Origin of the sequence: Actinomyces massiliensis 4401292 (assembly GCF_000269805.1) — a bacterium.
Classification (GTDB): domain Bacteria; phylum Actinomycetota; class Actinomycetes; order Actinomycetales; family Actinomycetaceae; genus Actinomyces; species Actinomyces massiliensis.
Window position 1 is genome coordinate 372,135 of sequence record NZ_JH711482.1, and the last position, 22,439, is coordinate 394,573.

Sequence of the window (22,439 nt, forward strand, 5' to 3'; positions counted from 1 at the left end):
CGTTCGATCGCGCACGGACGGGGGCCCGGACCACGCTGGTCCGGGCCCCCGTCCGTGCGCGAGCCGATCAGAGCCGGGCACCGGAGGCCACGTTCCCCGGCGAGCCGGTCTCGGCAACATGAGCGTCCCCGGTGGCGACGACGTCGGCCCCGAAGGTCCAGTCACCCTCCACCGTGAAGCGCTCGGCGTCCCGCAGCGACGGCGCCCCGGACGGGAAACGTGCGTCGAAGTCCTTGATCTTCTTGTAGTAGCGCGGATCGAGGCTCACGGTGCAGGCCCGCTCGGGAACCATCCGGAGCAGACCGTTCTCATCGACCTCGTAGACGTCCGAGCGCAGCAGAAGCAGGTCATTGGTCGTCTTGACCGGCAGGAAGCGGTTGCGCGGCACCTCGACGGCGGTGGCGCCCTCGAAGGCCTCGACGGCCGCGCCCATCGCGGTCTCGAGCTGGATGACCGGCGTCGAGGAGGAGTCCGCCGGGTCGACCGTCTTGGCGTTCTTGATCAGCGGCAGACCGAGGATCCCCCTGCGCTCGGTGAGCGTGTCGCGCAGGACCCTCAGGTCGAACCAGAGGTTGTTGGTGTGGAAGAAGGGATGGCGGTACTGGTCGGTGAAGAAACGCATCTCATCGGCCGGCGTCTGCGCGGTGTCGCGCAGGATGATACGGCCATCGCTCTTGCGCACCGCCAGGTGCCCGCCCTTGACGTCGGCGGGCGTGCGCCGGCACATCTCGGGGGCGTACGGCGCGCCGGAGGCGGCGAACCAGCCGGCGATGCGGGCGCTCGGCGCGGCGCCCAGATTGTCCGAGTTGGAGGTCATGGCGTACCTGTAACCGTGCTCCAGCAGCGCGTCGAGGACGCCGGAGGCGACCAGGGCGGTGTAGATGTCGCCGTGCCCGGGCGGGCACCACTCGAGGCCGGGATCCGCCTCCCACGTCACGGGGGTGAGGTCGTCGGCGCGAAGCTTGGGCTCCCGGTTCTGCAGGAAGTCCAGGGGAAGCCCGTCGACCGCGATGCCGGGGTGCTCGGCGAGGGCCGCGAGCGTGTCGTCCCGGGTGCGGAAGGAGTCCATGAAGATCAGCGGCAGGGAGACGCCGTAGGTCCGGCGCGCCGCCATCACCTGGTCGACCAGGAGGTCGAGGAAGGACTTGCCGTCGCGCACGGGCAGCAGCGACTTGGCCCTGTCCATGCCCATGGACGTGCCCAGTCCCCCGTTGAGCTTGATCATCACGGTGCGCGACAGCGCCTCGCGGGCGTCGGCCTCGCTGATCTCGACATCGTCGATGGAGTCGATATCCGTCAAGGGCTCGATGGTCTCCTCGGGGATGAGGCCCGTGGCCCCGGCCTCCAGGGACTGGTAGTAGTGGGTGAAGACAGTGATGGCCTGCTCGGCGACACCGGCGTCGCGCATCTTGTGCTGGGCGGCAGTGAGTCCGTTCTCGATCATGGCGCGAGCCTAGTGGGTTCTCTGAGCGGTGTCCGTCACCGCGGCCCTCTGCCTAGTCTTACGGAGTACTCGCCGGGAAGTTCTCCACAGGGCGTACTTCCCCTTTCTCCGAGGCGCCCCCTCTATCTACTCTCAGCGAGTTCTAACCATTCATCTGGAGGCCAGCATGTCAGCCCCCTATTATCCCGGCGCCCGCCCTCCGTTCGGCGGCGAGCTTCAGGAGATTCTGCGTCGACTCGATCTCATGGAGCGCAAGATCGACTGGATCGCACAACGCGTGGTCAAGCCCGCCCAGTCCCCAGCGCCGGCGACGGTGCCCGATTCCCGATCGCGCCCCGAGTCGGATTCGGCCGAATCATCGAAGACGGTCGAGCAGGATACTGCGATGGCGGTCGATGAGCACACGGAGCGAGCGCCCGCGCAACAGGCGGCCGCCAAGAACTCCGAGCAGCCGGAGGCCGTCCGCCGACCACCCGCCATTCCCCCACCGGCCGCCGTTCCGCCAGCACTGCAGCGTCCGGTCCCCGCGCCTCAGGCTCAGCCCCAGAACGTTCATTCCGGAACTCCGACGCCCGGGGCCTACAGCATGTACGGAGCATATGGGCATCCCGACAGTGCTCAGCAGCCGCATCCCCCAGTCGGCGCCTCCGGCGCCTCCGAGACCTCCGGCGCCTGGAACCGTATCCGTTCCGAGGGCAATGTTGGTCGTTATCTGCTGTCGGGCGCCGCAGCGCTCCTGGTCGTCCTGGCGGCTGTCAGTCTCATCGCACTGGTCTGGGATCGCATCCCCGACCTGGTCAAGATCGGCCTCCTCGGCCTCATCGCCGCCGGGCTGCTCACCTCGGGAACGCTTTTGTCCAAGCGAGCCACGCGCCAGCGGGTCGCTGCTGCGACCTTGACCGGAACCGGTGGGGCGCTCGGCTTCGTGGCGATCATCGGTTCCGTCCTGCTGAACACGGGAGTGCCGGTTCTCCTCGCCTTCGCACTCATGGCGGCCTGGGCCATTGTTCTGCTGGTCACCGCCAGAACGACGAGCCAGATCTTCACGGCAGTCGTCTCCGGTCTGGGCACGCTGATCACCATCGGCTTCGCCTCGTGGCACACGACTGAGCATCCCGAGACGGTTGCTTTCACCTGGACACTCGTATGTCTGGACGTCCTCGCCCTGGCGGCCATCACCGCCTACCTCGCGCGCTCCTCGACCTCAATGCGCCTGGCCCCCTGGTTCCCAGTGACCGCAGTCCCCGCCACCATTATGACAGCGGCCTTCACTCCGGTCGGCGCACTGGCCCCCGCGTACGAGCCACTGTGCGTCATCCTCGTCTTCCTTCCCGCTGTTCTCATAGGAATCCAGGTGATGGATGCCGGTCCTCGACTCTATCGATCAGGATGGCGATGGGCGGCAGGACTCGACTGGTCCCTGGTCGGTCTCGTGGTGCTGATCGCTCAGTGCCGACTCGTAGGGGCCAGAGCGGGGGGAGAGAGTGTCGCAGTGCTGGTCAACGCCGGCGCGGCGGGTGCGCCCCTGCTGATCGGCGTGATCGGCGCGGTACTTCTGGTGAAGCCGTTGTCCCATGCCTGGCGCGGGCAAGTGGCGCCGGTGCACCTGGCCGTCGGCATTCTTGTCGGTCTTCTCTCGTCGTGGTCCGAGATACGCATGTTCCCGCTGGTCGTGATTGGCCTCATAGCAGCGGCGGCGCCCTGCGCACGTCTACTCCACTCGGCAGCGGTACCGGTGGTCTCAGGCTTCGGAGTCGTGGTGCTCCTCGGTCTGGTTCATCAGGCGGACGTGATGAGCCAGGCCTGCGCGCTCGCCGGTCTGGTGCTGACTCCAGTCGGGGCAGTTGTACTCGAACAACTGTTGGAGCGAGCCCCCCTCCCCCAGGAGGATGCTGGAATTCCCTGGAAGAACCACGACCAGGAGCTCGCCGCAAGGCGCGTGAGCCTGAGCTGGGCCTCATGGATCCTCGCCGCCGACCTCGTTGTCCTCGCTCCCGTTCTTATCTCCCGTATATGGCCTCACCTGCATATCGGCATGCTGGCCGCAGGCGTGATCGCCATCGTGCTCGCGCGTCTGGGACTGGCCTCGCCCACTCCCACGCCCAGAACGCTGTTCACCGGAGCCCTGGTGGGACAGCGCGCCGGTGCCCGAGGGGCGACACCTGTGACGACCGAGCCTCCGCCGGCCATCTGGAGCGGATACGCATCGCTGTTCCTGGTCGCCCTGGCCGGACTCGCCGTCGCGACGCCACTGAGCAGCATGCTGTGGCAGACCCTGCTCGTCATTGTCGCGCTCAGCGTGATGACAACTGCGATATGGCTGCTGTGGCCGTGGCTGTGCCGCCCCCTCGAGACGATCGTCGCTGCCGCTCCCATGTCGGTTGTGCTGTGGTGGTCGATCTGGATTCTCCTGGGCGCGCGGATGACCGGTGCGCTCGTGAGCGTCATGGTGCTGGCCACCGGGGCGATGTGCATCGCGGTCGGCTTCAGTCTGCGAGTCACGGCACTGCGGCACTATGGCCTGGTGCTGGTGCTCGCATCGGTAATCAAATTGGCCGTGATGGATATCGGCAGCCAAAACTCGGTGACTCGCATTATCGCTCTGGGAATCGCCGGTCTGATCTGCTTCGGCCTGTCACTGGCCTACAACCGAATTGCGGCTGATGACAACAAAGACGCCAACGCGTCACCACCTTCGCAGTCCGAACCCTCCGCAGCGCCTTCTTCCTATGGCAGGCCCGCGCCCCAGGCGGTGCCGTCGTCCGGCGGCTACACATACGGGTATCAGGGCAGCGACCCTGCAGACGACCGCAGGTTCCAACCGCCGCAGCAAGGGTAGACGCCCTGGGGATCAGCAGGGCAGTGCAGCCCCGGACCGCTCTGCGATCCGGGGCTGCACTGACGACGCTAGACGACGCTAGCGGGCTCGGGCGAGCAGAAGCCGGTGCAAAGTCGCGTCTCCCGTCAACTCGGGATGGTAAGAGACGGCCATGATGGAACCCTGCTCCACTCCAACGACGCGTGGCAGTCCCCCGAGCTGGGCGGGATCGACGTAGGTCGAACACACGCTCACTCCCGCCCCTGTACGCGTCACTGCCGGAGCCCGGATGAAGGCCGCCGTCAGCCCGATGCCCTTCCACTCCACACGGGCGCTCGCAGAATCGACCTGGGGCCCGAAGGCATTGCGTTCAACATCGACATCGAGTACCCCGAGGGCGGCCAGGACGATGAGTCCCGCGCAGGTCCCCAGCGTGGGCAGACCCGACGCGGCTTCGGTCAAAGACTCGCGCAGCCCGGTCAGATTCAGCAGCTTCAGCAGGGTGGTCGATTCACCGCCTGGCAGTATGAGGGCGTCCAGACCGCGCATGTGCTCGGGGCGGCGTATGAGGACGGGGTCGTGGCCCAGATCCTTCACAAGGCCAGCGTGCTCGACGACTCCTCCCTGAAGCCCGAGGATACCGATCCTCACCAGCCGCGCTCCGCCAAGCGGTGAGGTGCGGGCAAATCCGCCACATTGATGCCGACCATCGCCTCGCCCAGACTGCGCGAGGCCTCCAGAACGGCGGCGGGATCGTCGTACCAGGCCGTCGCACGCACGATCGCGGCGGCCCGACGGGCCGGGTTCCCTGACTTGAAGATGCCCGAACCCACGAAAACGCCGTCGGCGCCCAGCTGCATCATCATGGCCGCATCGGCGGGTGTGGCAACGCCGCCGGCCGTGAACAGGACGACGGGCAGCGCACCGGCCTCGGCGACTTCGCTCACCAGCTCGTAGGGGGCGGCGAGCTCCTTGGCCGCGACATAGAGCTCGTCCGCGCTCAAGTTCCTCAAGGCTGCGATTTCCTTGGTGATCGTGCGGATGTGGCGGGTGGCCTCGGAGACGTCGCCGGTGCCGGCCTCGCCCTTGGAGCGGATCATGGCCGCGCCCTCGCTGATCCGTCGCAGCGCTTCGCCGAGGTTGGTGGCTCCGCATACGAACGGGACGGTGAAGCGGTGCTTATTGATGTGGTGGGCGTAGTCGGCCGGCGAAAGCACCTCGGATTCGTCGATGAAATCGACCTTCAGCTCCTGAAGGACCTGAGCCTCGACGAAGTGCCCAATACGGGCCTTGGCCATGACCGGGATGGACACCGCCTCAATGATCTCAGAGATGAGATCGGGATCGCTCATACGGGCGACTCCGCCCTGCGCCCGGATATCAGCGGGCACGCGTTCAAGCGCCATGACGGCGACGGCGCCGGCGTCCTCTGCGATGCGGGCCTGCTCGGGCGTCACGACATCCATGATGACGCCGCCCTTGAGCATGTCGGCCAGTCCGCGTTTAACGAGTGGGGTTCCGGTGGACGGGGCCTGCGGGGATTCAGAGCTCTCAGAGCTCTCAGCGCTCTCAGGGGCCTCAGGGCTCTCAGCGGTCTTAACACTATCGGTCATGAGCACGATGCTGCCCCTGGAAGTGGACTACCCTGAAGTCCACTTCCTGCCCATTCTTATGGACCACCTGACGCAGGAGTACGGACGTATGTTCGATTAGTAACGGGTACTCGGCTATTGGCAGGGGCGATGGACGTGCAGATCGACCGGAACCGATCCATTCCCACTCAGATCGTTGAGGACCTGCGCAGCCGCATCACAGATTCCCGTCTCGCACCGGGAGACCCTCTGCCCTCCACGCGCATTCTGGCGCGTGAGCTCGGGGTATCGCGCGGCAGCGTCGTCAGCGCCTATGAACAGCTCGCCGGCGAGGGTTTCCTTGTGGCCGGCCCTGGCGGCACCCGAGTGGACCCTTCGCTTCAGGTGCCCACTCCGCCATCCGTACGCCGTCGTCCCAGCCCCGGCGGCATCCCCGTGCAGGGCGATCTGAGACCGGGTGCTCCGGCTACGGGGCCGTTGACAACCGCATCGTGGCGCAGCGCATGGCGCATGGCGGCCGCCCACCCCACGGCGCACCCGTCTACGGGGTCGGAGCGTCTGCGCACTCTCATTGCCGAGCATGTACGGCTGACCCGATCCATACGCGTTGATCTCCACGATGTCGTCGTCACTTCCGGCGCCCGTGACGGACTGAGACTCGTCCTGGCCGCCCAGGATCGCACCGGTCGCCTGGCCGTGGAGGATCCCGGATATCCCTCCCTGCGCCATGTGCCCCGCGTCATGGGGTGGACACTCCAGCCGGTCGGCACCGATGCCGCCGGTATGAGTGCCAGTACCAGTGGGGAAACAGCCGACATCCTTCTAGTGACGCCCAACCATCAGTTCCCCACCGGAACCCAGATGCCGGCCGCGCGACGTTTCGCGCTGCTGGAAGCGGCCCGCCGCACCGGTGCGCTCCTCATCGAGGACGACTACGACTCTGAGCTGCGCTCGACTCATCCGCCTCTGCGGGCACTGGACACCGAGGGCCGGGTCGCCATGCTCGGTTCTTTCGCCAAGACCCTGACGCCTGCACTGTCCTTGGGGTACCTCATTGTGCCGCCATCGCTGCGCGAACGAGTCGCCGGCCTGTGTCTGCCGGTCTCCGGGGTCGTGCAGGATGCCATGGCCCACTACATGGAGGCCGGCGGGCTGCGCCGACACACAGCGCGCATGCGCAGGGAGTACCGATCGAGACGCGAGGCCTTCGTCAGGCTCTTCCCTGAAGGGGTTCCCATGGAGGGCGGACTCCACGCCATTGTGCCCCTGCGCGCGGGCAGCGACGAGCAGTCAGTCGTCGCCCGTTGCCGCGCACGAGGCTTGGCGGTGGAGGGCATGGCCGGCTACTGGTCGGCCCGTCGTCCGCACGCCTCTGGAATCGTCTTGGGCCTGGGAACCGGGTCGTTGGAGCGCCTGCGGGAGAGACTCGCCGTCCTGCGGAGCACTGTCGACGAGAGCTGAATATGGCTGAGAACAGCCGAGAGCCCGGCAAGCTTCCACCCGCCCCTCAGGCGTGGGCGCGCTTCAACATGGGGGCCAGGAAGCGACCGGTATAGGACTCCTCGGTCTGAGCGATCTTCTCGGGCGTGCCCGTGGCGACCACCGTGCCGCCTCCTCTGCCGCCTTCCGGCCCCATGTCGATGACCCAGTCGGCGTTGGCGATGACATCAAGGTTGTGCTCGATGACGATCACGGAATTTCCCTTGGCGACCAGTCCCTGGAGTACCCCGAGCAGCTTGCGGATGTCTTCGAAGTGCAGGCCGGTTGTCGGCTCGTCGAGTACATAGATGGTCCTTCCGGTGGACCGTCGCTGGAGCTCGGTGGCGAGCTTGACGCGTTGTGCCTCCCCGCCCGACAGGGTGGTGGCGGCCTGGCCGAGGCGCACATAGCCCAGACCGACCTCCACCAGCGTGTTGAGGTGACGGGCGATGATCGGGGTGGCGGCGAAGAAGTCGGCGGCCTGGCGGATCGTCATGTCCAGGACATCCGCGACCGTCTTGTCCTTGTAGCGGATCTCGAGGGTCTCCCGGTTGTAGCGCGCGCCGTTGCAGATCTCGCAGGGGACGTAGACGTCGGGCAGGAAGTTCATCTCGATTTTGAGCGTGCCGTCGCCCTTGCAGGCTTCGCAGCGTCCGCCCTTGACATTGAAGGAGAAGCGCCCGGGAGTGTATCCACGAACCTTGGACTCGGGTACCGCGGCGAAGATCTTGCGAATGTGGTCCCACACGCCTGTGTAGGTCGCGGGGTTGGAACGCGGTGTACGTCCGATCGGCGATTGGTCGACGTGGACGACTTTGTCGAGATTGTCCAAGCCGCGCACGGTTTTATGGCGCCCCGGTACGCCACGGGCGCCATTGAGCCGATTGGCCAGGACCTGGTAGAGGATCGCATTGACCAGAGAGGATTTTCCCGAGCCGGAGACTCCGGTGACCGCGGTGAACACTCCGAGCGGGAAGGTGGCGGTGATGTCCTTGAGGTTGTTCTCACGCGCTCCGACGACGGTCAGTTCGCGGCCCTTGGACGGCTTGCGGCGGGTGGCTGGAATCTCGATGACACGGCGCCCGGCCAGGTAGTCGCCGGTGACCGAGCCGGAGGCGTCGGACAGGCCCTCCACCGCTCCGGAGTAGACGATCTCCCCGCCCCGCTCCCCCGCGCCCGGACCGATGTCCACAATCCAGTCGGCGGAGCGGATGGTGTCCTCATCATGCTCGACGACGATAAGGGTGTTGCCCAGGTCGCGCAGACGCTCCAAGGTCTCGATGAGGCGGGCGTTGTCGCGCTGGTGCAGTCCGATACTCGGCTCGTCCAGAACGTAGAGCACACCGACAAGACCGGAGCCGATCTGAGTGGCCAGACGGATGCGCTGCGCCTCTCCTCCCGACAGCGTGGCGGCCCCTCGGGACAGACTGAGGTAGTCAAGGCCGACGTCCACTAGGAACCCGAGGCGGGCGTTGATCTCCGCCAGCACGCTGCCGGCGATCTTCGCCGCCTGGCCGGTCAGTTTCAGATCTCGCAGAGTCTCGCGCGCCTCGCCGACGGGCAGATCGCACAATTGCGCGATCGAGCGGTCCCCCACGCGTACGGCCAGTACCTCGGGCTTGAGTCTGGCACCGTGGCAGGCCGGGCAGGGCACCTCGCGCATGTATCCCTGATAGCGCTCTTTGGACCATTCGGATTCGGTTTCGTCGTGCTTGCGCATGACGTAGTCGAGCACGCCCTCGAATCCGGTGGAGTAGATGCGCTCGCGTCCCCATCGGTTGCGGTACCTGACCTGAACCTCGTAGTCCTTGCCGCGCAGGATCGCGTCCTTGGCGCGTTGGGGCAGCGCCCGCCAGGGAGTGTTGACGTCGAAGGACAGCTCCTCGCCCAGGGCCTTGAGCTGGCGGGTGAAGTACTTCTGGTGGCCGGTCCACGGGGCGATGGCGCCCTCGGCGAGGGTGAGCTCCTCGTCGGGGACGACGAGCTCGGGATCGACCTCCAGCCGGGAGCCGATTCCCGTGCACACGGGGCAGGCGCCGTAGGGGGCGTTGAAGGAGAAGGTGCGGGGCTCCATCTCGTCGAGTTGCAGGGGGTGCTCATTGGGGCAGGCGCGCTTCTCGGAGAAGCGCCGCATCCGCGCCGGATCGCCCGCGTCGAGGTCGACCAGGTCGATGAGGACCAGCCCGTCGGCCAGCTTCAGGGCGGTCTCGACTGAGTCGGTCAAACGCTGACGCATGCCCTCACGCACCACGAGACGGTCGACGACCACCTCGATGTCGTGCTTGAGCTTCTTGTTGAGCTCGGGGACTTCACCCAGACGATGGGTTTCGCCGTCTACGCGCACGCGGGAGAAACCGCGGCCCTGGAGTTCAGTGAGCAGCTCGGAGTACTCGCCCTTGCGTCCCCGCACCACCGGTGCCAGGACCTGGAAGCGGGTGCCCTCGTCCATGGAGCGGACCTGGTCGACGATCTGCTGGGGTGTCTGGGAGGCGACGACGGCATCGCACGTCGGACAGTGCTGAACCCCGGCACGGGAATAGAGCAGACGCAGGTAGTCGTAGACCTCGGTGACGGTCCCCACTGTTGAGCGGGGATTTCGGGAGGTGGACTTCTGGTCGATGGAGACCGCCGGAGACAGGCCCTCGATGAAATCGACGTCGGGCTTGTCCATCTGGCCGAGGAATTGACGGGCGTAGGAGGACAGGGATTCGACGTAGCGGCGCTGCCCCTCGGCGAAGATCGTGTCGAAGGCCAGCGATGACTTCCCGGAGCCGGACAGGCCGGTGAAGACAATCATCTGATTGCGCGGGAGGTCGAGACTGACCCCTTTGAGATTATGCTCGCGGGCGCCACGGATGATGAGAGAGTCGTTCACGAGGCTCGAGTCTAGGAGCGACGAAGGTCGCATCAAACATCTGTTCGATGCGCGGTGGCGAGGGATTGCCCACTTGTCGGGCGCCCATGATCCGGTTGAGGTCGCTAGGCTCGACGCATGAGCAAGATCTATGCCGTCGAGTATCACTACGTCACCGATCGTGATGAGGAGATGGCCGAGCTCCGTCCCTCGCACCGCGCCTTCAACGGCGCTCTGGCTGACAGAGGCCTGCTACTCGCTGCGGGCCCCTATGTGGGCACGCACGACGCGCTCATCGTGGTGCGCGCCGATGATGAGGCGGGCGCGCTGAGCCTGCTTGAGGATGACCCGTTCCACAAGGCGGGCTTCATCGCCGAGCGCGTCCCCCGCGAATGGAACCCTGTGATCGGCCTCCTGGCCTGAGCGGGCGCCAGGGCCAATCGCGCTCGAGAACGGTGCCTGCGTCCCTCAACGCGGCTCTATCCCCGATGACGAGGCCCCGACCCTCGTGATCCGCCCCGAAGCCGCGTTGGCGGTGCAAGCCCTCGTCCATGACGATGCTCACGCACCTTCGAGTGTCCCGCCCCAGCCCGGTGCTCCGGAGACAGCCCGGCTCTGGCGTCGACACGGCGCATTGAGCGCGCCAGGTGTCCAAAACGGAGGAGATCAGCCCGGGCACCATGCAGCGCGACACTGAAGCACACCGAAATCACACCGAAAACACCAGGTCATCGCACGGTTTCCTGGAGACACCCACGTCATCGAGGCTTTAATCCCCTCCGTTTTGGACACACCCGGCCCAACAAGCCCCGCCAATCGCTTCCCCTCGAGAACGACGCCTAGAGGCCCACGTAGAGGCCCATGAGTAAGCCTCAGAGTCACTCGGAGCGCATGGCCGGGGGTACGTAGGAGTTCTCCATGGGGATCTCGCGGCCGGTCGGCGTGTCGAAAATATGAATGCCCTGTTCGTCACGGACTATTTGCAGATCAGACCCGAGGCATATCCCAGATGCCGATAAGGGCGGGTTCAATGGCGCATAGGTCATTGAAGTCCACGATCTGCCAATTCGAAGAGTCGTTGAGGTAGTCCGAGGTGTCGATGTGACTCATGATCTGCCAGCCGTTGTCCGCAGGAACCTGCGACTCGCCCCGCACCATCCAACGCACCAGCCCCTTCTGCTCGATGACATTGCGAGTGGCCAGGCAGGCCCCGGCCTTGGGGATGAATTCAATGTGCTCCATGGAACCTACGCCTTTCTCCGCTTTCTCTGTTAAACGCCTTGAGAATTTCTCTTATTGCACCCGAATCTCGAATCTCGGGCCACCCATGATCCCATGGATGGCCCGAGACGCGCGCGGCTATGGTCAGAACTGACCGTCGATGTCCGTCACGGCGATGACTTTCTCGTTGACGAACTCCTTGAGTCCGAGGTCGATGAGCTCACGACCGTACCCGGATCGCTTCACGCCGCCGAAGGGGATGTCTGCGGCCACGCCGGTGGGCTGATTGATGTACACCATGCCGGTGTCCAACCGGCGCGCCACGGACTGCGCACGGTGGATATCGGTCGAGAAGACCGAGCCGCCCAGGCCGAAGGGAGAGGAGTTGGCGATGCGAATGGCGTCATCCTCGTCCTCAGCCCGGAAGATCGAAGAGACTGGGCCGAAGAATTCCGTGTTGGCCGTCGAGGAGCCAACCGGGATATCCGTCATGATCGTCGGCGGGAAGAAGGCGCCCCGACCGGGAACTGCGCCCACTTCCTCGACGGTGACCCCCGCCTCGCGGGCCGATTGGACAAGACCGGTCAGCTCATCGACCGCCGACTGCGAGGACAGCGGCGCGAGAGTGGTGCCGGGATCCATCGGATCGCCGGCGACGAGCTTCGCGACCTCAGTGCGATACTTCTCGACGAATTCCTCGTAGAGAGGCGCAACAACAATGATCCGCTTGGACGAGCAGCAGACCTGGCCGCAGTTCCAGTGACGGCCGAAAACCGCCCACGACACGGCCTTGTCCACGTCGGCGTCCTCCAGGACGATGAATGCGTCCGCTCCGCCCAGCTCCAGAGTGGACTTCTTGAGGTTCTTCGCGGCGACCGTCGCGACCGCTGCTCCAGCGCCCTCGGAGCCGGTGAACGCCGCTCCCCGGACGCGGGCGTCGCCGAGAATCCGCTCCGAGGCCTCATAGGAGGCGAAGACGTTGACGATCAGGCCCTCAGTGCCACTGGCCTGGGCGAAGAGCCGCTCCATCAGCAGGGCCGACTGCGGCACGTTGGAGGCATGCTTCAGGATCAGGGTGTTACCGGCCGCCAGCTGGGGAGCTCCGATGCGAACCACCTGATAGAAGGGGAAGTTCCAGGGCTCGACGGCGTACAGGACGCCCTGGGGCTCGGCGATGAGTTGGACGTCGGTATCGCCGTATCCCGTCGCGGACAAGAACCGGGGCGTCAGCTGCTCGGCCGCATTGCGCACGTAGTAGCGCAGAATATCGACGCACAGGGCCACCTCGGCTTCGGCCTCCCCGATGAGCTTGCCCATCTCGAGGGTGAGTGTTTCGGCGTACTCGCGGCTTGAGGCCTCCAGCAGATCCGCGGCCTTGGCGAGGATCTTGAGACGCTCGGGCACGGGCTCCTTCCTCCAGGTGCGGAACGCGGAGTCGGCTTTGGCGATAGCGGCATCGACCTCGGCCTCGGTCGCAGTCGCGAAGGTCTTGACGACCTCTCCGGTATACGGGTTCGTAGTCTGATAGGCCATGGATCTTCTCCTTCGAGGATCTATGAGGTGGGGTCCTCCCCCAACCTATGCCGCTGATCCCGCCTCTGTCCGGAAAATGACGTCCTCAACTCGACTTCTGTGGTCCTGAGGATCGGTGCCGTCAATCGCGAGGCTCGGCACCCACCAGGCGTCGGCGCACGAGATGCACGATTTCGATCCCGAGCACAGCCGCACTACCGGCCACCACAATGGTCAGCCAGGTACCCGGATCCGGCCATGCCAGGACGAAGAACTCCCGCACTCCTGGTATGAGCACTCCCAGCACCGCCGCCCCTGCCATGAGGAGGACGAGGCCGAGTCGCCACCCCAGCAGGGGTCTGGCGGTCAGGGTGAGAAGCGACAAGCCCGAGACGACCAGCACCAGGGTGGCGGCGGTGGTGACCTGGGCCTGTTCGGCTCCCTCCAGGGCGAGCCACTGGCGCGCTGCAAGGGTCATGATTCCGGCGACCAGACCGGCCGGAACGGCGAGGGCGAGTACTCGGCGCAGAAAACCGGATCGGTAGCGCCGATCGTTGGGCGCCAGAGCCAGTGCGAATGCGGGAATACCGATCGTCAGGGAGGACACGATGGTGAGCTGTCGCGGCAGGAACGGGTAGCCGATCGCAGTGATGGCCACGACGAAGGCGATGAGCGAGGCGTAGATCGTCTTGGCCAGGAACAAAGAGGCGATCCGTTCGGTATTGGCCATGACCCGGCGTCCTTCGGCGACCACGCCGGGAAGCGCGGAGAACTCGCCGGACAGCAGGACCATGCGGGCAACGGCCTTGGTCGCGGGGGCGCCGTTGCCCATGGCGATACCCAGGTCGGCGTCCTTGAGGGCGAGGGAGTCGTTGACGCCGTCACCGGTCATGGCCACGGTGTGTCCTCGGCTTTGCAGCGCTTGGACGAGGGCGCGCTTCTGCTCCGGGACCACGCGTCCGAGTACCTGCGCGCCTTCGACGGCCTCGGCGAGCGCGTCCAGCGCGGTGGAATCGGTGGCCTCGGTGGGCAGTTCGCGCGCGTCGAGAGCCGTCGGCGCGCCTCCGCTCGGGGAGACCACTCCGGCATCGGCGGCGACTGCGGCCACAGTGGTCGGGTTGTCGCCGCTGATGATCTTGACATCAACTCCCTGGGCTCGGAAATAGGCCAGGGTCTGTGCGGCGTCCGGGCGGATCTGCTCGGAGAGCACCACCAGCCCGACTGCATGTCTGCCCTCCGGCAACTGCGCTTCGCCGTCGTCGTCCCGGCGGCAGGACTGCTGCGCACGGGCGATGGCGACGACGCGAACGCCGCCGGTGCTCAATCTCTGGGCGTGGGCCAGAAGCTCCGGGCCGCCATCGGCGCCGGCGAAGAGGATCTCGGGCGCGCCCATGAGCCAGGTCTCCTCATCCAGCACGGCGGCTGACCACTTGCGTCGTGAGGAGAAGGCGATGGTGTCGTGGACACGGGGCTCGACGGACTCTGGGCCGGGCAGAGCGGTCCCATCGGTGGATGGACCTACGAGCCCTTCACGCACCGCCTTGGCGGTCGCATTGGGATCGGCGCCGCCTGTCAGGGCCAGCAGAGGCTCGCGCAGCGCCGTCGTGGCATCCACCAGCCCGCCCGCTCCGTCATCGGCCAACACATCGGTCAGGGCGATTCGACCGGTGGTGAGCGTGCCGGTCTTATCGAGGCAAAGGGTGTCGACCCGCGCGAGGACCTCGACGGCGGGCAGCTCCTGGACGAGCACCCGGCGGCGGGCCAGGGTCAGCGAGGCGGTGGCGAAATTGACGCTCGTGAGAAGGACGAGCCCCTGAGGAACCATGCCGACCACACCGGCGACGGAGGCCACCAGAGCGGTGCGCCACTGCCCCATGGCCGCGCCGGCGGAATCGGCTGCACTGGCAGCATTGGCAGCGCTGGAAGCACTGATGGCCGTGCCGTGCATCTGCGACCAGAGCAGCAGCAGCGCCACGGGCACGATCACCCAGGAGATCCATCGGAGTACCCGATTGGTGCCGACCTGAAGCTCGGAGGTCACGACCGAGTAGCGACGGGCCTCTCGGGCCAACCGGTTCGCGTAGGAAGCGGCCCCCACGGCGGTGGCCCTCGCCAGGGCGGTGCCCGCAGTCACCGTGGTTCCGGACAGGACGCGGTCGCCGGTGCGCGGGCGCACGGGATCGGATTCGCCGGTGAGGATGGACTCGTCGACCTCGAGCCCTTCCGCGTCGAGAACGGTGGCATCGGCCGGCACCTGTTCGCCGCTGCGCAGTCGCAGCACGTCGTCCAGGACGACATCGGCCACGGCGAGATCGATCTCGCGCCCATCGCGCACGACGCATGCGGTCGGAGCATCCAGGAAAGCGAGGCGATCGAGCGCGCGCTTGGCGCGCACCTCCGCGATGGTACCCGTGGCGGTATTGAGGATCAGGACGAAGCCGAACAGGGCGTCGGCCCAATGGCCCACCGTGAGCACGATGATGAGGGCCGTGGCGAGGATGGCGTTGAAGATCGTGAAGATATTGGCGCGCAGGATGGCGGTCGTGGAACGGGAGGTGCGCACCCTGTAGGCGTTGGTGAGGCCGTCGCGCACGCGTGCGGCGACTTCGACGGCCGAGAGCCCCGTGTATTCCTGGAGGGCTTTTGTCTGGGTGCTCGTCTGACTCACCGGGCCAGCATGCCCGGCCTGCTCGCCGGATCCCAATGGGCGCCTCATCCGGGCCGCCGCGTATGGATGAGGCTCGTCACAGCCACGAGGAGAAGCGTGACGACGATCAGTCCCAATGAAAACTCAGTGGACGGCTCCGGGACGAACGTGATGGACCTGCCATCGGCGATGAACGGCAGTGTGTTCTCGTGCAGGGCGTGGTTGATGAGCTTGAGCCCGATGAAACCCAGGATGACGGCCAAACCGTATGGCAGATACACCAGCCGGGACAGCAGGCCGTCGATGAGGAAGAAGAGCTGGCGCAGCCCGAGCAGCGAGAAGGCCGTGGCGCTGAAAACGAGGAAGGGTTCGGAGGTCAGGCCGAAGATGGCCGGAATCGAGTCGAAGGCGAACATGAGGTCGGCAGTGCCCAGGGCGATCACGACGATGAGCAGGGGTGTGATCATCGTGCGCCCGGCATGGCGATGGACGAGCTTGTTGCCGACGAAGCCGTCGGTCGTGGGCAGCAGGCGCCGTACGAAGCGAGTCACTGAATTGTCGACGTAGGCGGTGGGATCCTCTTCGGATTCCTCTCCCCCACGCGCGTCGAGGACCTGCTTGATGGCCGTGTAGACGAGGAACGCTCCGAAAATGTAGAAGACCCAGCTGAAGTGCTGGACGAGAGTCGCTCCCAGCAGGATGAAGAACAAGCGCAGGATCAATGCGGTGGCGATACCCAGCAGCAGCGCCTTCTGCTGGAATTCCCGCGGCACGCGGAAGGCGGACAGAATGAGGATGAAGACGAAGAGATTGTCAACGCTCAAGGACCACTCGGTGAGCCAGCCCGCATAGAACTGCCCCGCATAGGTCGTGCCGGCGCTTGCCCACACTGCCAGCCCGTAGACGACGGCCAGAGAGATGTAGCCGAGGGTCCAGCCGGTGGCCTCGCGCATGGATGGCGGATGCGGTTTACGAGCATGACCGATGAAATCGATCATCAGCAGAGTGACGACGATGACCGCCAGGGCGTACCAGGCCAGAGGGCTGACACTCATGCGCTGATGCTCCTCACAGGTATCACGCCGCGCTCAGACATCAATGGGTTCCGAGAGCCGGGCCGCATTCGGTTTGCTCCGGGATCGTCGGGAAGCCAGTACGGAGGCGATGACGGTGATGAGAATGGTGACGACGATGAAGCCCAACGATGCGCTGATGGAGGGCTCGGCGATGACATCCCAATGCCGTCCCCCGTTGATGAAGGGCACCTCATTGGTGTGCAGGGCGTGGTTGATGAGTTTGAGTCCGATGAAGCCGAGGATCGCGGCCAGGCCGTAGTGCAGGTAGACGAGGCGGTCCAGCAGGCCGTCGATGAGGAAGTAGAGCTGGCGCAGCCCGAGCAGCGAGAAGGCATTGGCCGCGAAGACGAGGTAGGGCTCAGCGGTCAGCGAGTAGATCGCCGGAATGGAATCGACGGCGAACATGACGTCGGCGGTGCCGATGGCGATGACGCACAGAAGCAGGGGCGTGATCATCGTGCGCCCGGCATGGCGATGGACGAGCTTCCCGCCCACGAAGCCGTCGGTCATGGGGATCATGCGGGAGACCAGGGTGACGAACCCCGAGGGCGTGTAGCCGTCGTCATGCTCCTCGGGCTTCTCGACGCCTTCCCGCGCCTGGGCGATGGCGGTCCACAGCAGCCAGGCGCCGAAGAGGTAGAACACCCAGGAGAAGTTCTCGATGAGGGCGGCACCCGCCAGAATGAAGAGCAGGCGCAGCACCAGCGCAATGACGATGCCGGCGAGCAGGACCTCCTGCTGATACTTCCGCGGCACCCGGAAGCTGGAGATCATGATGACGAAGACGAAGAGGTTGTCGATACTCAAGGACTTCTCGGTGATGTACCCCGCGAAGTACTCCTCGCCGTACTCGCCTCCCCACACGCCTGTGACGATGAGGCCGAAGACCACGGCCACGGCCACATATCCCACCGACCACCAGGCGGCCTCCCTCATGGTGGGCTCGTGGGGAGTCTTGACGTGACCGACGATATCCACCGCGATCATGGTCAGGATAATGGCGGCCAGAGCCAGCCATCCGAGGGCGTGGACGTCCACTAGTAGTACCTCCGGTACGACTCGAGTACCGGAGGTCTCCTCCCGCCATGGACTCAGGCCGCTGGGGCGGCCGTTGTGCTGGCCTGCGACGCCGGGGGCCGAGATCTCGTCCGGACGAGAGCCGGTCCGCCGTGATGACGACGTCGCTGTTGGTGGGAGTACTCCCCTCCGTATGCAGGTGCGTGCTGCGAGTCTAACGTTCCGAATGCCTCTTGGGTCCCACTCGGGACCTCCGGCACTGTGTCATCGGCTACGTCCTCAGTGGGCTGACAATTTGCTGGCAAGTGGCCGAAAAGCGTCAGACAGGGGTCCTCAGGCTGTGGCCCGCATGTCTCGCAGTTCTTTCTTCAGGTCTTGGATCTCGTCGCGCAGACGTGCGGCCAGTTCGAATTGGAGCTCCTCGGCCGCGGCATGCATCTGCTGGGTGAGCTCGTTGATGAGTTCTGCCAGATCGTTCTCCGCCGCCCCAGCGAGCTTCTCGCGCACTGTCGCCTCGGCGGCCTTCTTGCGGCGTCCGGCAACAGCCCGCTCTTCATGTCCCCGGTAACCGCCGGCCAGCAGCTCAGCGGTGTCGACGTCCTCGCGGGCCAGCATGTCGGTGACATCGGCGATCCTCTTGCGCAAGGGCTGCGGGTCGATCCCGTGGGCGTCGTTGTAGGCCAGCTGCTTGGTGCGTCGCCGCTCGGTCTCCTCAATGGCCTCCGCCATGGCGGGGGTGACCTGGTCCGCATACATGTGCACCTCACCCGAGACGTTGCGGGCGGCGCGGCCGACAGTCTGGATGAGGGAGCGGGTCGAGCGCAGGAAGCCCTCCTTGTCCGCGTCCAGGATGGATACCAGCGAGACCTCCGGCAGGTCCAGGCCCTCGCGCAGCAGGTTGATGCCCACCAGGACATCGAAGCGCCCCATGCGCAACTCGCGCAGGAGTTCCACGCGCCGCAGGGTGTCGACATCGGAGTGGAGGTACTCCACGCGCACTCCGCGCTCGGCCAGGTAGGTGGTCAGGTCCTCGGCCATGCGCTTGGTCAGGGTGGTCACCAGGATCCGCTCCTCGCGCTCAACCCGGGCGCGCACCTCCTCCAGCAGGTCGTCGATCTGCCCCTGTGTGGGTTTGACGACGATCTTGGGGTCGACCAGACCGGTGGGGCGGATGATCTGCTCGACGACGCCGTCGCCCCGCTGCGTCTCGTAGTCGCCGGGCGTGGCGGACAGGTAGACGGTCTGCCCGATGCGGTCCTCGAACTCGGCGAAGGTCAGTGGGCGGTTGTCCAGGGCACTGGGCAGACGGAAGCCGTGATCGACCAGTGTGCGCTTCCGGGAGGCGTCGCCCTCGTGCATCGCGCCGATCTGCGGAACGGTGACGTGGGACTCGTCAATAACCAGAAGGAAGTCCTCCGGGAAGTAGTCGAGCAGCGTGTTGGGCGGCGTGCCCGGGGAGCGGCCATCAATGTGCATGGAGTAGTTCTCCACGCCCGCGCACGTACCAATCTGACCGAGCATCTCGAGGTCGTACGTGGTCCGCATGCGCAGGCGCTGAGCCTCCAGGAGCTTGCCGTCGCGCTCCAGGACGGCCAGGCGCTCGGCCAGTTCGGTCTCAATGCCCTCAATGGCTCGCTGAAGGCGTTCGGGCCCGGCGACGTAATGGGAGGCGGGGAAGACAAAGACCTGGTCGGTGGAGGCGATGACGTCCCCGGTCACGGGATGGAGGGTTGCCAGAGACTCGATCTCATCTCCGAAGAACTCGATGCGGATGGCGAGCTCCTCGTACATGGGGATGATCTCCACGGTGTCCCCCCGTACCCGGAAGGTTCCGCGGGTGAAATCGACATCATTGCGCGTGTACTGCATGGTGACGAAGCTGCGCAGAAGCTCGTCGCGGTCGATCTGGTCCCCCACGGCGAGTGGCGTCATGCGGTCGACATACTCCTGGGGCGTGCCCAGGCCGTAGATGCAGGAGACCGAGGAGACGACGACGACGTCGCGGCGGGTCAGCAGGGAGTTGGTGGCGCTGTGGCGTAAGCGTTCCACCTCGTCGTTGATGGAGGAGTCCTTCTCGATGAAGGTGTCCGTCTGAGGGACGTAGGCCTCGGGCTGGTAGTAGTCGTAATAGGAGACGAAGTACTCTACGGCGTTGTTGGGCAACAGCTCGCGGAATTCGGCGGCCATCTGCGCGGCCAGGGTCTTGTTGGGCTCCAGGATGAGGGTGGGCCGCTGAACCTGTTCGACCAGCCAGGCGGTGGTGGCGGACTTGCCGGTCCCGGTGGCGCCCAGCAGAACGATGTCCTTCTCCCCCGCGCTCAGCCGCTCGGTGAGCTCGGCGATGGCGGTGGGCTGGTCGCCGCTGGGCGAGTAGGGACTGATGACCTCGAAGGGCTTGGCGGCGCGCTGGAGCTCGGTGACGGGACGCATGGGACCAGGCTACGCGGCCGTGGCGGCCTCACCGCCGATGCGCTATGCCTTCACTCTGCTACTTGTGCTACTTCTCGCTCCCGCCCCATTCGACAGCGGTGAAGCCGGTACGGGCAGGCGCAGGTGTCAGGACTTGCTCGGGGACGGCGACAGTGCTTGCGGGTGCATCTCCAATGACGATGTAGACGCGGATGAACGTGGTCGGGATGATCTCTTGGCCCCCGGATGTGAAGCGATAGCGCGCGACGTCTGTGTATTGGCTTCCCAGGAATGTCACCAGTGCCGTGCCCCGCTCGGCGATCTTCGGCCCCCAGAACGTGATGAACTCAGCCGCCTCACGATCATTGAGCCCCAGGACAGCCAGCTTGTCCTCCAGGAATCCCGACTCCTGGCCGGCCTCGACGACGAAACCCTCATCCTGGGAAAACGCCTTGGAAGCGTTCCCCTCCCAGAACAACGACGGATAGTGCCGCCCGGCCGCGTCGACCAGGTCCCCATCAGGGTGTGCAGTCACGCTCCACGTGGCAGACCCATCCGCCCCCTGCTCCGGCTGCGGGTAGGTGTACGTGAGCCGCCCATCGAAGCTCAACTCCACTGTCACATCAGTGCTCGCCTCCGGGTACAGATACAACACCGGCTTATAGGCTTTCTCCTCATCACGCTTATAGACTTTCTCCTCACGAAGGCCGCAGGCCGACAGCGTTATGAGCGCACCGACCTGACCGGCCAGAGCAAGCGCACCACGCCGACTCACCACATCAACCGAGATCTCTCGCAAGCCAGCCATGAGTATATGGATCCTTTCATACTGCTGGAAAGACAATCCAACGCTAGAACCGGTACCCGCTCACGACCATAGTAAGAACTGCCCATTCAAAGGCAAGAGAACCGCCTGCAAAAGGACGATGCGACTCGCCTAGTTAACAGCGATTCGATTCGCCCACAACCATTCGACCCCGTCTGCGAGGTCCTCCCGAGTACCGTTGTTGAGAAGCACGATATCGGCCACTTGGCGGCGCTCTTCATCCCCAGCTTGGCTGGCTATGCGGCTCTCGGCATCCTCACGTGTCAGACCTCGCCGCTGCAGCCGCGCCAGCCTCAGCGCGTGAGGTGTTTCAACAACCATGACGCAGTCGAAGAGGTCTTCCATTCCCTCCTCGACCAGCAGGGGCACATCGTAGACAGCCACGCCTCCCGGTGCTGCCGCCTCCATGCGCTGGGCCGCTGTCTGAGCAACTTGCGGCAGCATGATCGCTTCAAGCGTGCCACGAGCATCTGGATCATTGAAGACGCGCTCGGCTAGAAGCGCCCGGTCCAGAGCGCCGTCCGCGGTGAGAAGCTCCGCCCCGAATGCCGCGACGATCGCATCGAACCCGGGGGTGCCGGGCTCCACCACTTCGCGGGCGATGACATCGGCATCTACGATGTGCGCGTCGCGCGCAGCGAGCAGGCCTGCCACCGTCGATTTGCCCGAACCGATGCCGCCGGTCAGTCCTACACGCAGTGCTCGGTTGCCGCGCGGCACGCTGAGTCTTCCAAGGCCTGCCACCGCCGCACGACGGCGACGGACCACATCGGCGAGCTCAACAATGAAAGCGCGCAGCACTTCGGCAACCGTCGGTGACGACATGACCTCCTGGTCCGGCACGTGCATCAGTCCAACCACGGGCCGCGAGCCCTCGGCCATGTCGGAAGCGGCTTCGAGTGTGGCTGTGGCATAGTTCGCAGCCACCTCGGCGTATTGCCCGACGCCAGCGGTGTAGGTCACCGGCAGGCCCGCCGCTCTGAGTCGTCCCGCCAGAGCAGCTGGCGTCCATGCAGCGCGATACTGCGGCGCCCCATCGGAAGCAGAGCCCTCGCCACTCGCCTGAGATCCGATGTCGCCCGATATGCACACCGCAGCGTCATTCCGTGCTGTGCGTTCCGGGGCCATCGTTTGGGTCTGAAGCCCGACATGCACGACCACATCGGGTCGTAGGCGCTCGATAGTGCTGCCACCGGCTGCTGATGCTCCGTTAGAAGCTGCGGGAAGAAGCTCCCGAGTCAGGATCGCACTGCTTCCCACCAGTTCGATCATCTCCGGCAGGAGTCGGACGGCGTCCCACGGAGTAATGGAACTAGCCCTATCGAAGTGTTCAAAACCGGTGACATGGACTGTCACCGGGGCCTCAGCCACGTCTGAGCCCGCCGTAGCGCAGCTCTGAGGGCTGGTGGCGTCCTGCGTCTGCGTCATGCTGCGAGATTAGCGGTAAGAACGGCAACGGGTCACCCAAATGGTGCATGGACAAAGAGGGCCGACCTGTCAGGATAAACACAAGTGAGCCTGAGCACTGCAATCAGAACATTCAA

15 protein-coding genes are annotated in these 22,439 nt (G+C 65.5%); 3 read left to right on the forward strand and 12 right to left on the reverse strand.

What is annotated here, in order from left to right; translation table 11 throughout:
* Positions 1-67 precede the first annotated feature (67 nt).
* The gene (locus W5W_RS0110060; protein WP_017195304.1) at positions 68-1,444 is read right to left on the reverse strand and encodes a UTP--glucose-1-phosphate uridylyltransferase; all 1,377 of its coding nucleotides are present in this window, start codon (positions 1,442-1,444) and stop codon (positions 68-70) included.
* Between the two features lie 166 nt (positions 1,445-1,610).
* Here W5W_RS0110060 and W5W_RS0110065 point away from each other — a divergent pair, with 166 nt between their 5' ends.
* Positions 1,611-4,283, forward strand: coding sequence for a DUF2339 domain-containing protein (locus W5W_RS0110065; RefSeq protein ID WP_017195305.1), 2,673 nt, complete (start codon positions 1,611-1,613; stop codon positions 4,281-4,283).
* Between the two features lie 78 nt (positions 4,284-4,361).
* Here the strand turns inward: W5W_RS0110065 and pdxT are convergent, their stop codons facing one another.
* Together pdxT and pdxS are read right to left on the reverse strand one after the other, a co-directional pair.
* Complete coding sequence (pdxT, locus tag W5W_RS0110070; protein ID WP_017195306.1) at positions 4,362-4,913, reverse strand: pyridoxal 5'-phosphate synthase glutaminase subunit PdxT; 552 nt, start codon at positions 4,911-4,913, stop codon at positions 4,362-4,364.
* The gene (pdxS, locus tag W5W_RS0110075) at positions 4,910-5,875 is read right to left on the reverse strand and encodes a pyridoxal 5'-phosphate synthase lyase subunit PdxS (protein ID WP_029574245.1); all 966 of its coding nucleotides are present in this window, start codon (positions 5,873-5,875) and stop codon (positions 4,910-4,912) included. Before pdxS ends, pdxT begins: the two co-directional genes overlap by 4 nt.
* Positions 5,876-6,004: 129 nt before the next feature.
* Between pdxS and pdxR the strand changes: the two genes are divergently transcribed.
* The gene (gene pdxR / locus W5W_RS0110085; RefSeq protein ID WP_017195308.1) at positions 6,005-7,315 is read left to right on the forward strand and encodes a MocR-like pyridoxine biosynthesis transcription factor PdxR; all 1,311 of its coding nucleotides are present in this window, start codon (positions 6,005-6,007) and stop codon (positions 7,313-7,315) included.
* A gap of 46 nt (positions 7,316-7,361) precedes the next feature.
* Here pdxR and uvrA read toward each other — a convergent pair whose 3' ends face one another.
* A complete protein-coding gene (gene uvrA, locus W5W_RS0110090) occupies positions 7,362-10,208 on the reverse strand; it encodes an excinuclease ABC subunit UvrA (protein WP_008731712.1) in 2,847 nt (948 codons plus the stop codon).
* A 117-nt stretch (positions 10,209-10,325) separates the two neighbouring features.
* Between uvrA and W5W_RS0110095 the strand changes: the two genes are divergently transcribed.
* Positions 10,326-10,610, forward strand: coding sequence for a YciI family protein (locus tag W5W_RS0110095; protein WP_008731671.1), 285 nt, complete (start codon positions 10,326-10,328; stop codon positions 10,608-10,610).
* Between the two features lie 564 nt (positions 10,611-11,174).
* Here W5W_RS0110095 and W5W_RS14910 read toward each other — a convergent pair.
* The 8 genes from W5W_RS14910 to coaE form a co-directional block, all read right to left on the reverse strand.
* On the reverse strand, positions 11,175-11,429 hold the full coding sequence (locus tag W5W_RS14910; RefSeq protein WP_008731722.1) for a DUF2185 domain-containing protein: 255 nt from the start codon (positions 11,427-11,429) through the stop codon (positions 11,175-11,177).
* 123 nt (positions 11,430-11,552) lie between these two features.
* Positions 11,553-12,941 carry an NAD-dependent succinate-semialdehyde dehydrogenase gene (locus W5W_RS0110105; RefSeq protein ID WP_008731665.1) on the reverse strand — a complete coding sequence of 463 codons (1,389 nt, stop codon included), beginning with the start codon at positions 12,939-12,941 and terminating at the stop codon, positions 11,553-11,555.
* Between the two features lie 121 nt (positions 12,942-13,062).
* The gene (locus W5W_RS0110110; protein ID WP_232611662.1) at positions 13,063-15,636 is read right to left on the reverse strand and encodes a cation-translocating P-type ATPase; all 2,574 of its coding nucleotides are present in this window, start codon (positions 15,634-15,636) and stop codon (positions 13,063-13,065) included.
* A complete protein-coding gene (locus tag W5W_RS0110115) occupies positions 15,633-16,622 on the reverse strand; it encodes a TerC/Alx family metal homeostasis membrane protein (RefSeq protein WP_017195309.1) in 990 nt (329 codons plus the stop codon). Before W5W_RS0110115 ends, W5W_RS0110110 begins: the two co-directional genes overlap by 4 nt.
* Before the next feature lie 33 nt (positions 16,623-16,655).
* Entirely contained in the window at positions 16,656-17,681 is a 1,026-nt protein-coding gene (locus W5W_RS0110120; protein ID WP_008731694.1) for a TerC family protein, read from the reverse strand.
* 312 nt (positions 17,682-17,993) lie between these two features.
* Positions 17,994-20,090: an excinuclease ABC subunit UvrB gene (uvrB, locus tag W5W_RS0110125; protein ID WP_008731675.1), complete on the reverse strand. Its 2,097-nt coding sequence runs from the start codon at positions 20,088-20,090 to the stop codon at positions 17,994-17,996.
* A gap of 67 nt (positions 20,091-20,157) precedes the next feature.
* On the reverse strand, positions 20,158-20,877 hold the full coding sequence (locus tag W5W_RS0110130; protein WP_017195310.1) for a hypothetical protein: 720 nt from the start codon (positions 20,875-20,877) through the stop codon (positions 20,158-20,160).
* Positions 20,878-21,006: 129 nt separating this feature from the next.
* On the reverse strand, positions 21,007-22,266 hold the full coding sequence (coaE, locus tag W5W_RS15280) for a dephospho-CoA kinase (protein ID WP_238533324.1): 1,260 nt from the start codon (positions 22,264-22,266) through the stop codon (positions 21,007-21,009).
* Between the last annotated feature and the right edge of the window lie 173 nt (positions 22,267-22,439).

What these genes read in the sequence shown, in the direction of transcription:
- W5W_RS0110060 (WP_017195304.1), bottom strand. Translation starts at nt 1,444, where the DNA reads ATGATCGAGAACGGACTCACTGCCGCCCAGCACAAGATGCGCGACGCC.
- W5W_RS0110105 (WP_008731665.1), bottom strand. Translation starts at nt 12,941, where the DNA reads ATGGCCTATCAGACTACGAACCCGTATACCGGAGAGGTCGTCAAGACC.
- pdxS (WP_029574245.1), bottom strand. Translation starts at nt 5,875, where the DNA reads ATGACCGATAGTGTTAAGACCGCTGAGAGCCCTGAGGCCCCTGAGAGC.
- uvrB (WP_008731675.1), bottom strand. Translation starts at nt 20,090, where the DNA reads ATGCGTCCCGTCACCGAGCTCCAGCGCGCCGCCAAGCCCTTCGAGGTC.
- W5W_RS0110065 (WP_017195305.1), top strand. Translation starts at nt 1,611, where the DNA reads ATGTCAGCCCCCTATTATCCCGGCGCCCGCCCTCCGTTCGGCGGCGAG.
- W5W_RS0110110 (WP_232611662.1), bottom strand. Translation starts at nt 15,636, where the DNA reads ATGAGGCGCCCATTGGGATCCGGCGAGCAGGCCGGGCATGCTGGCCCG.
- W5W_RS14910 (WP_008731722.1), bottom strand. Translation starts at nt 11,429, where the DNA reads ATGGAGCACATTGAATTCATCCCCAAGGCCGGGGCCTGCCTGGCCACT.
- W5W_RS0110130 (WP_017195310.1), bottom strand. Translation starts at nt 20,877, where the DNA reads ATGGCTGGCTTGCGAGAGATCTCGGTTGATGTGGTGAGTCGGCGTGGT.
- pdxR (WP_017195308.1), top strand. Translation starts at nt 6,005, where the DNA reads ATGGACGTGCAGATCGACCGGAACCGATCCATTCCCACTCAGATCGTT.
- W5W_RS0110095 (WP_008731671.1), top strand. Translation starts at nt 10,326, where the DNA reads ATGAGCAAGATCTATGCCGTCGAGTATCACTACGTCACCGATCGTGAT.
- W5W_RS0110115 (WP_017195309.1), bottom strand. Translation starts at nt 16,622, where the DNA reads ATGAGTGTCAGCCCTCTGGCCTGGTACGCCCTGGCGGTCATCGTCGTC.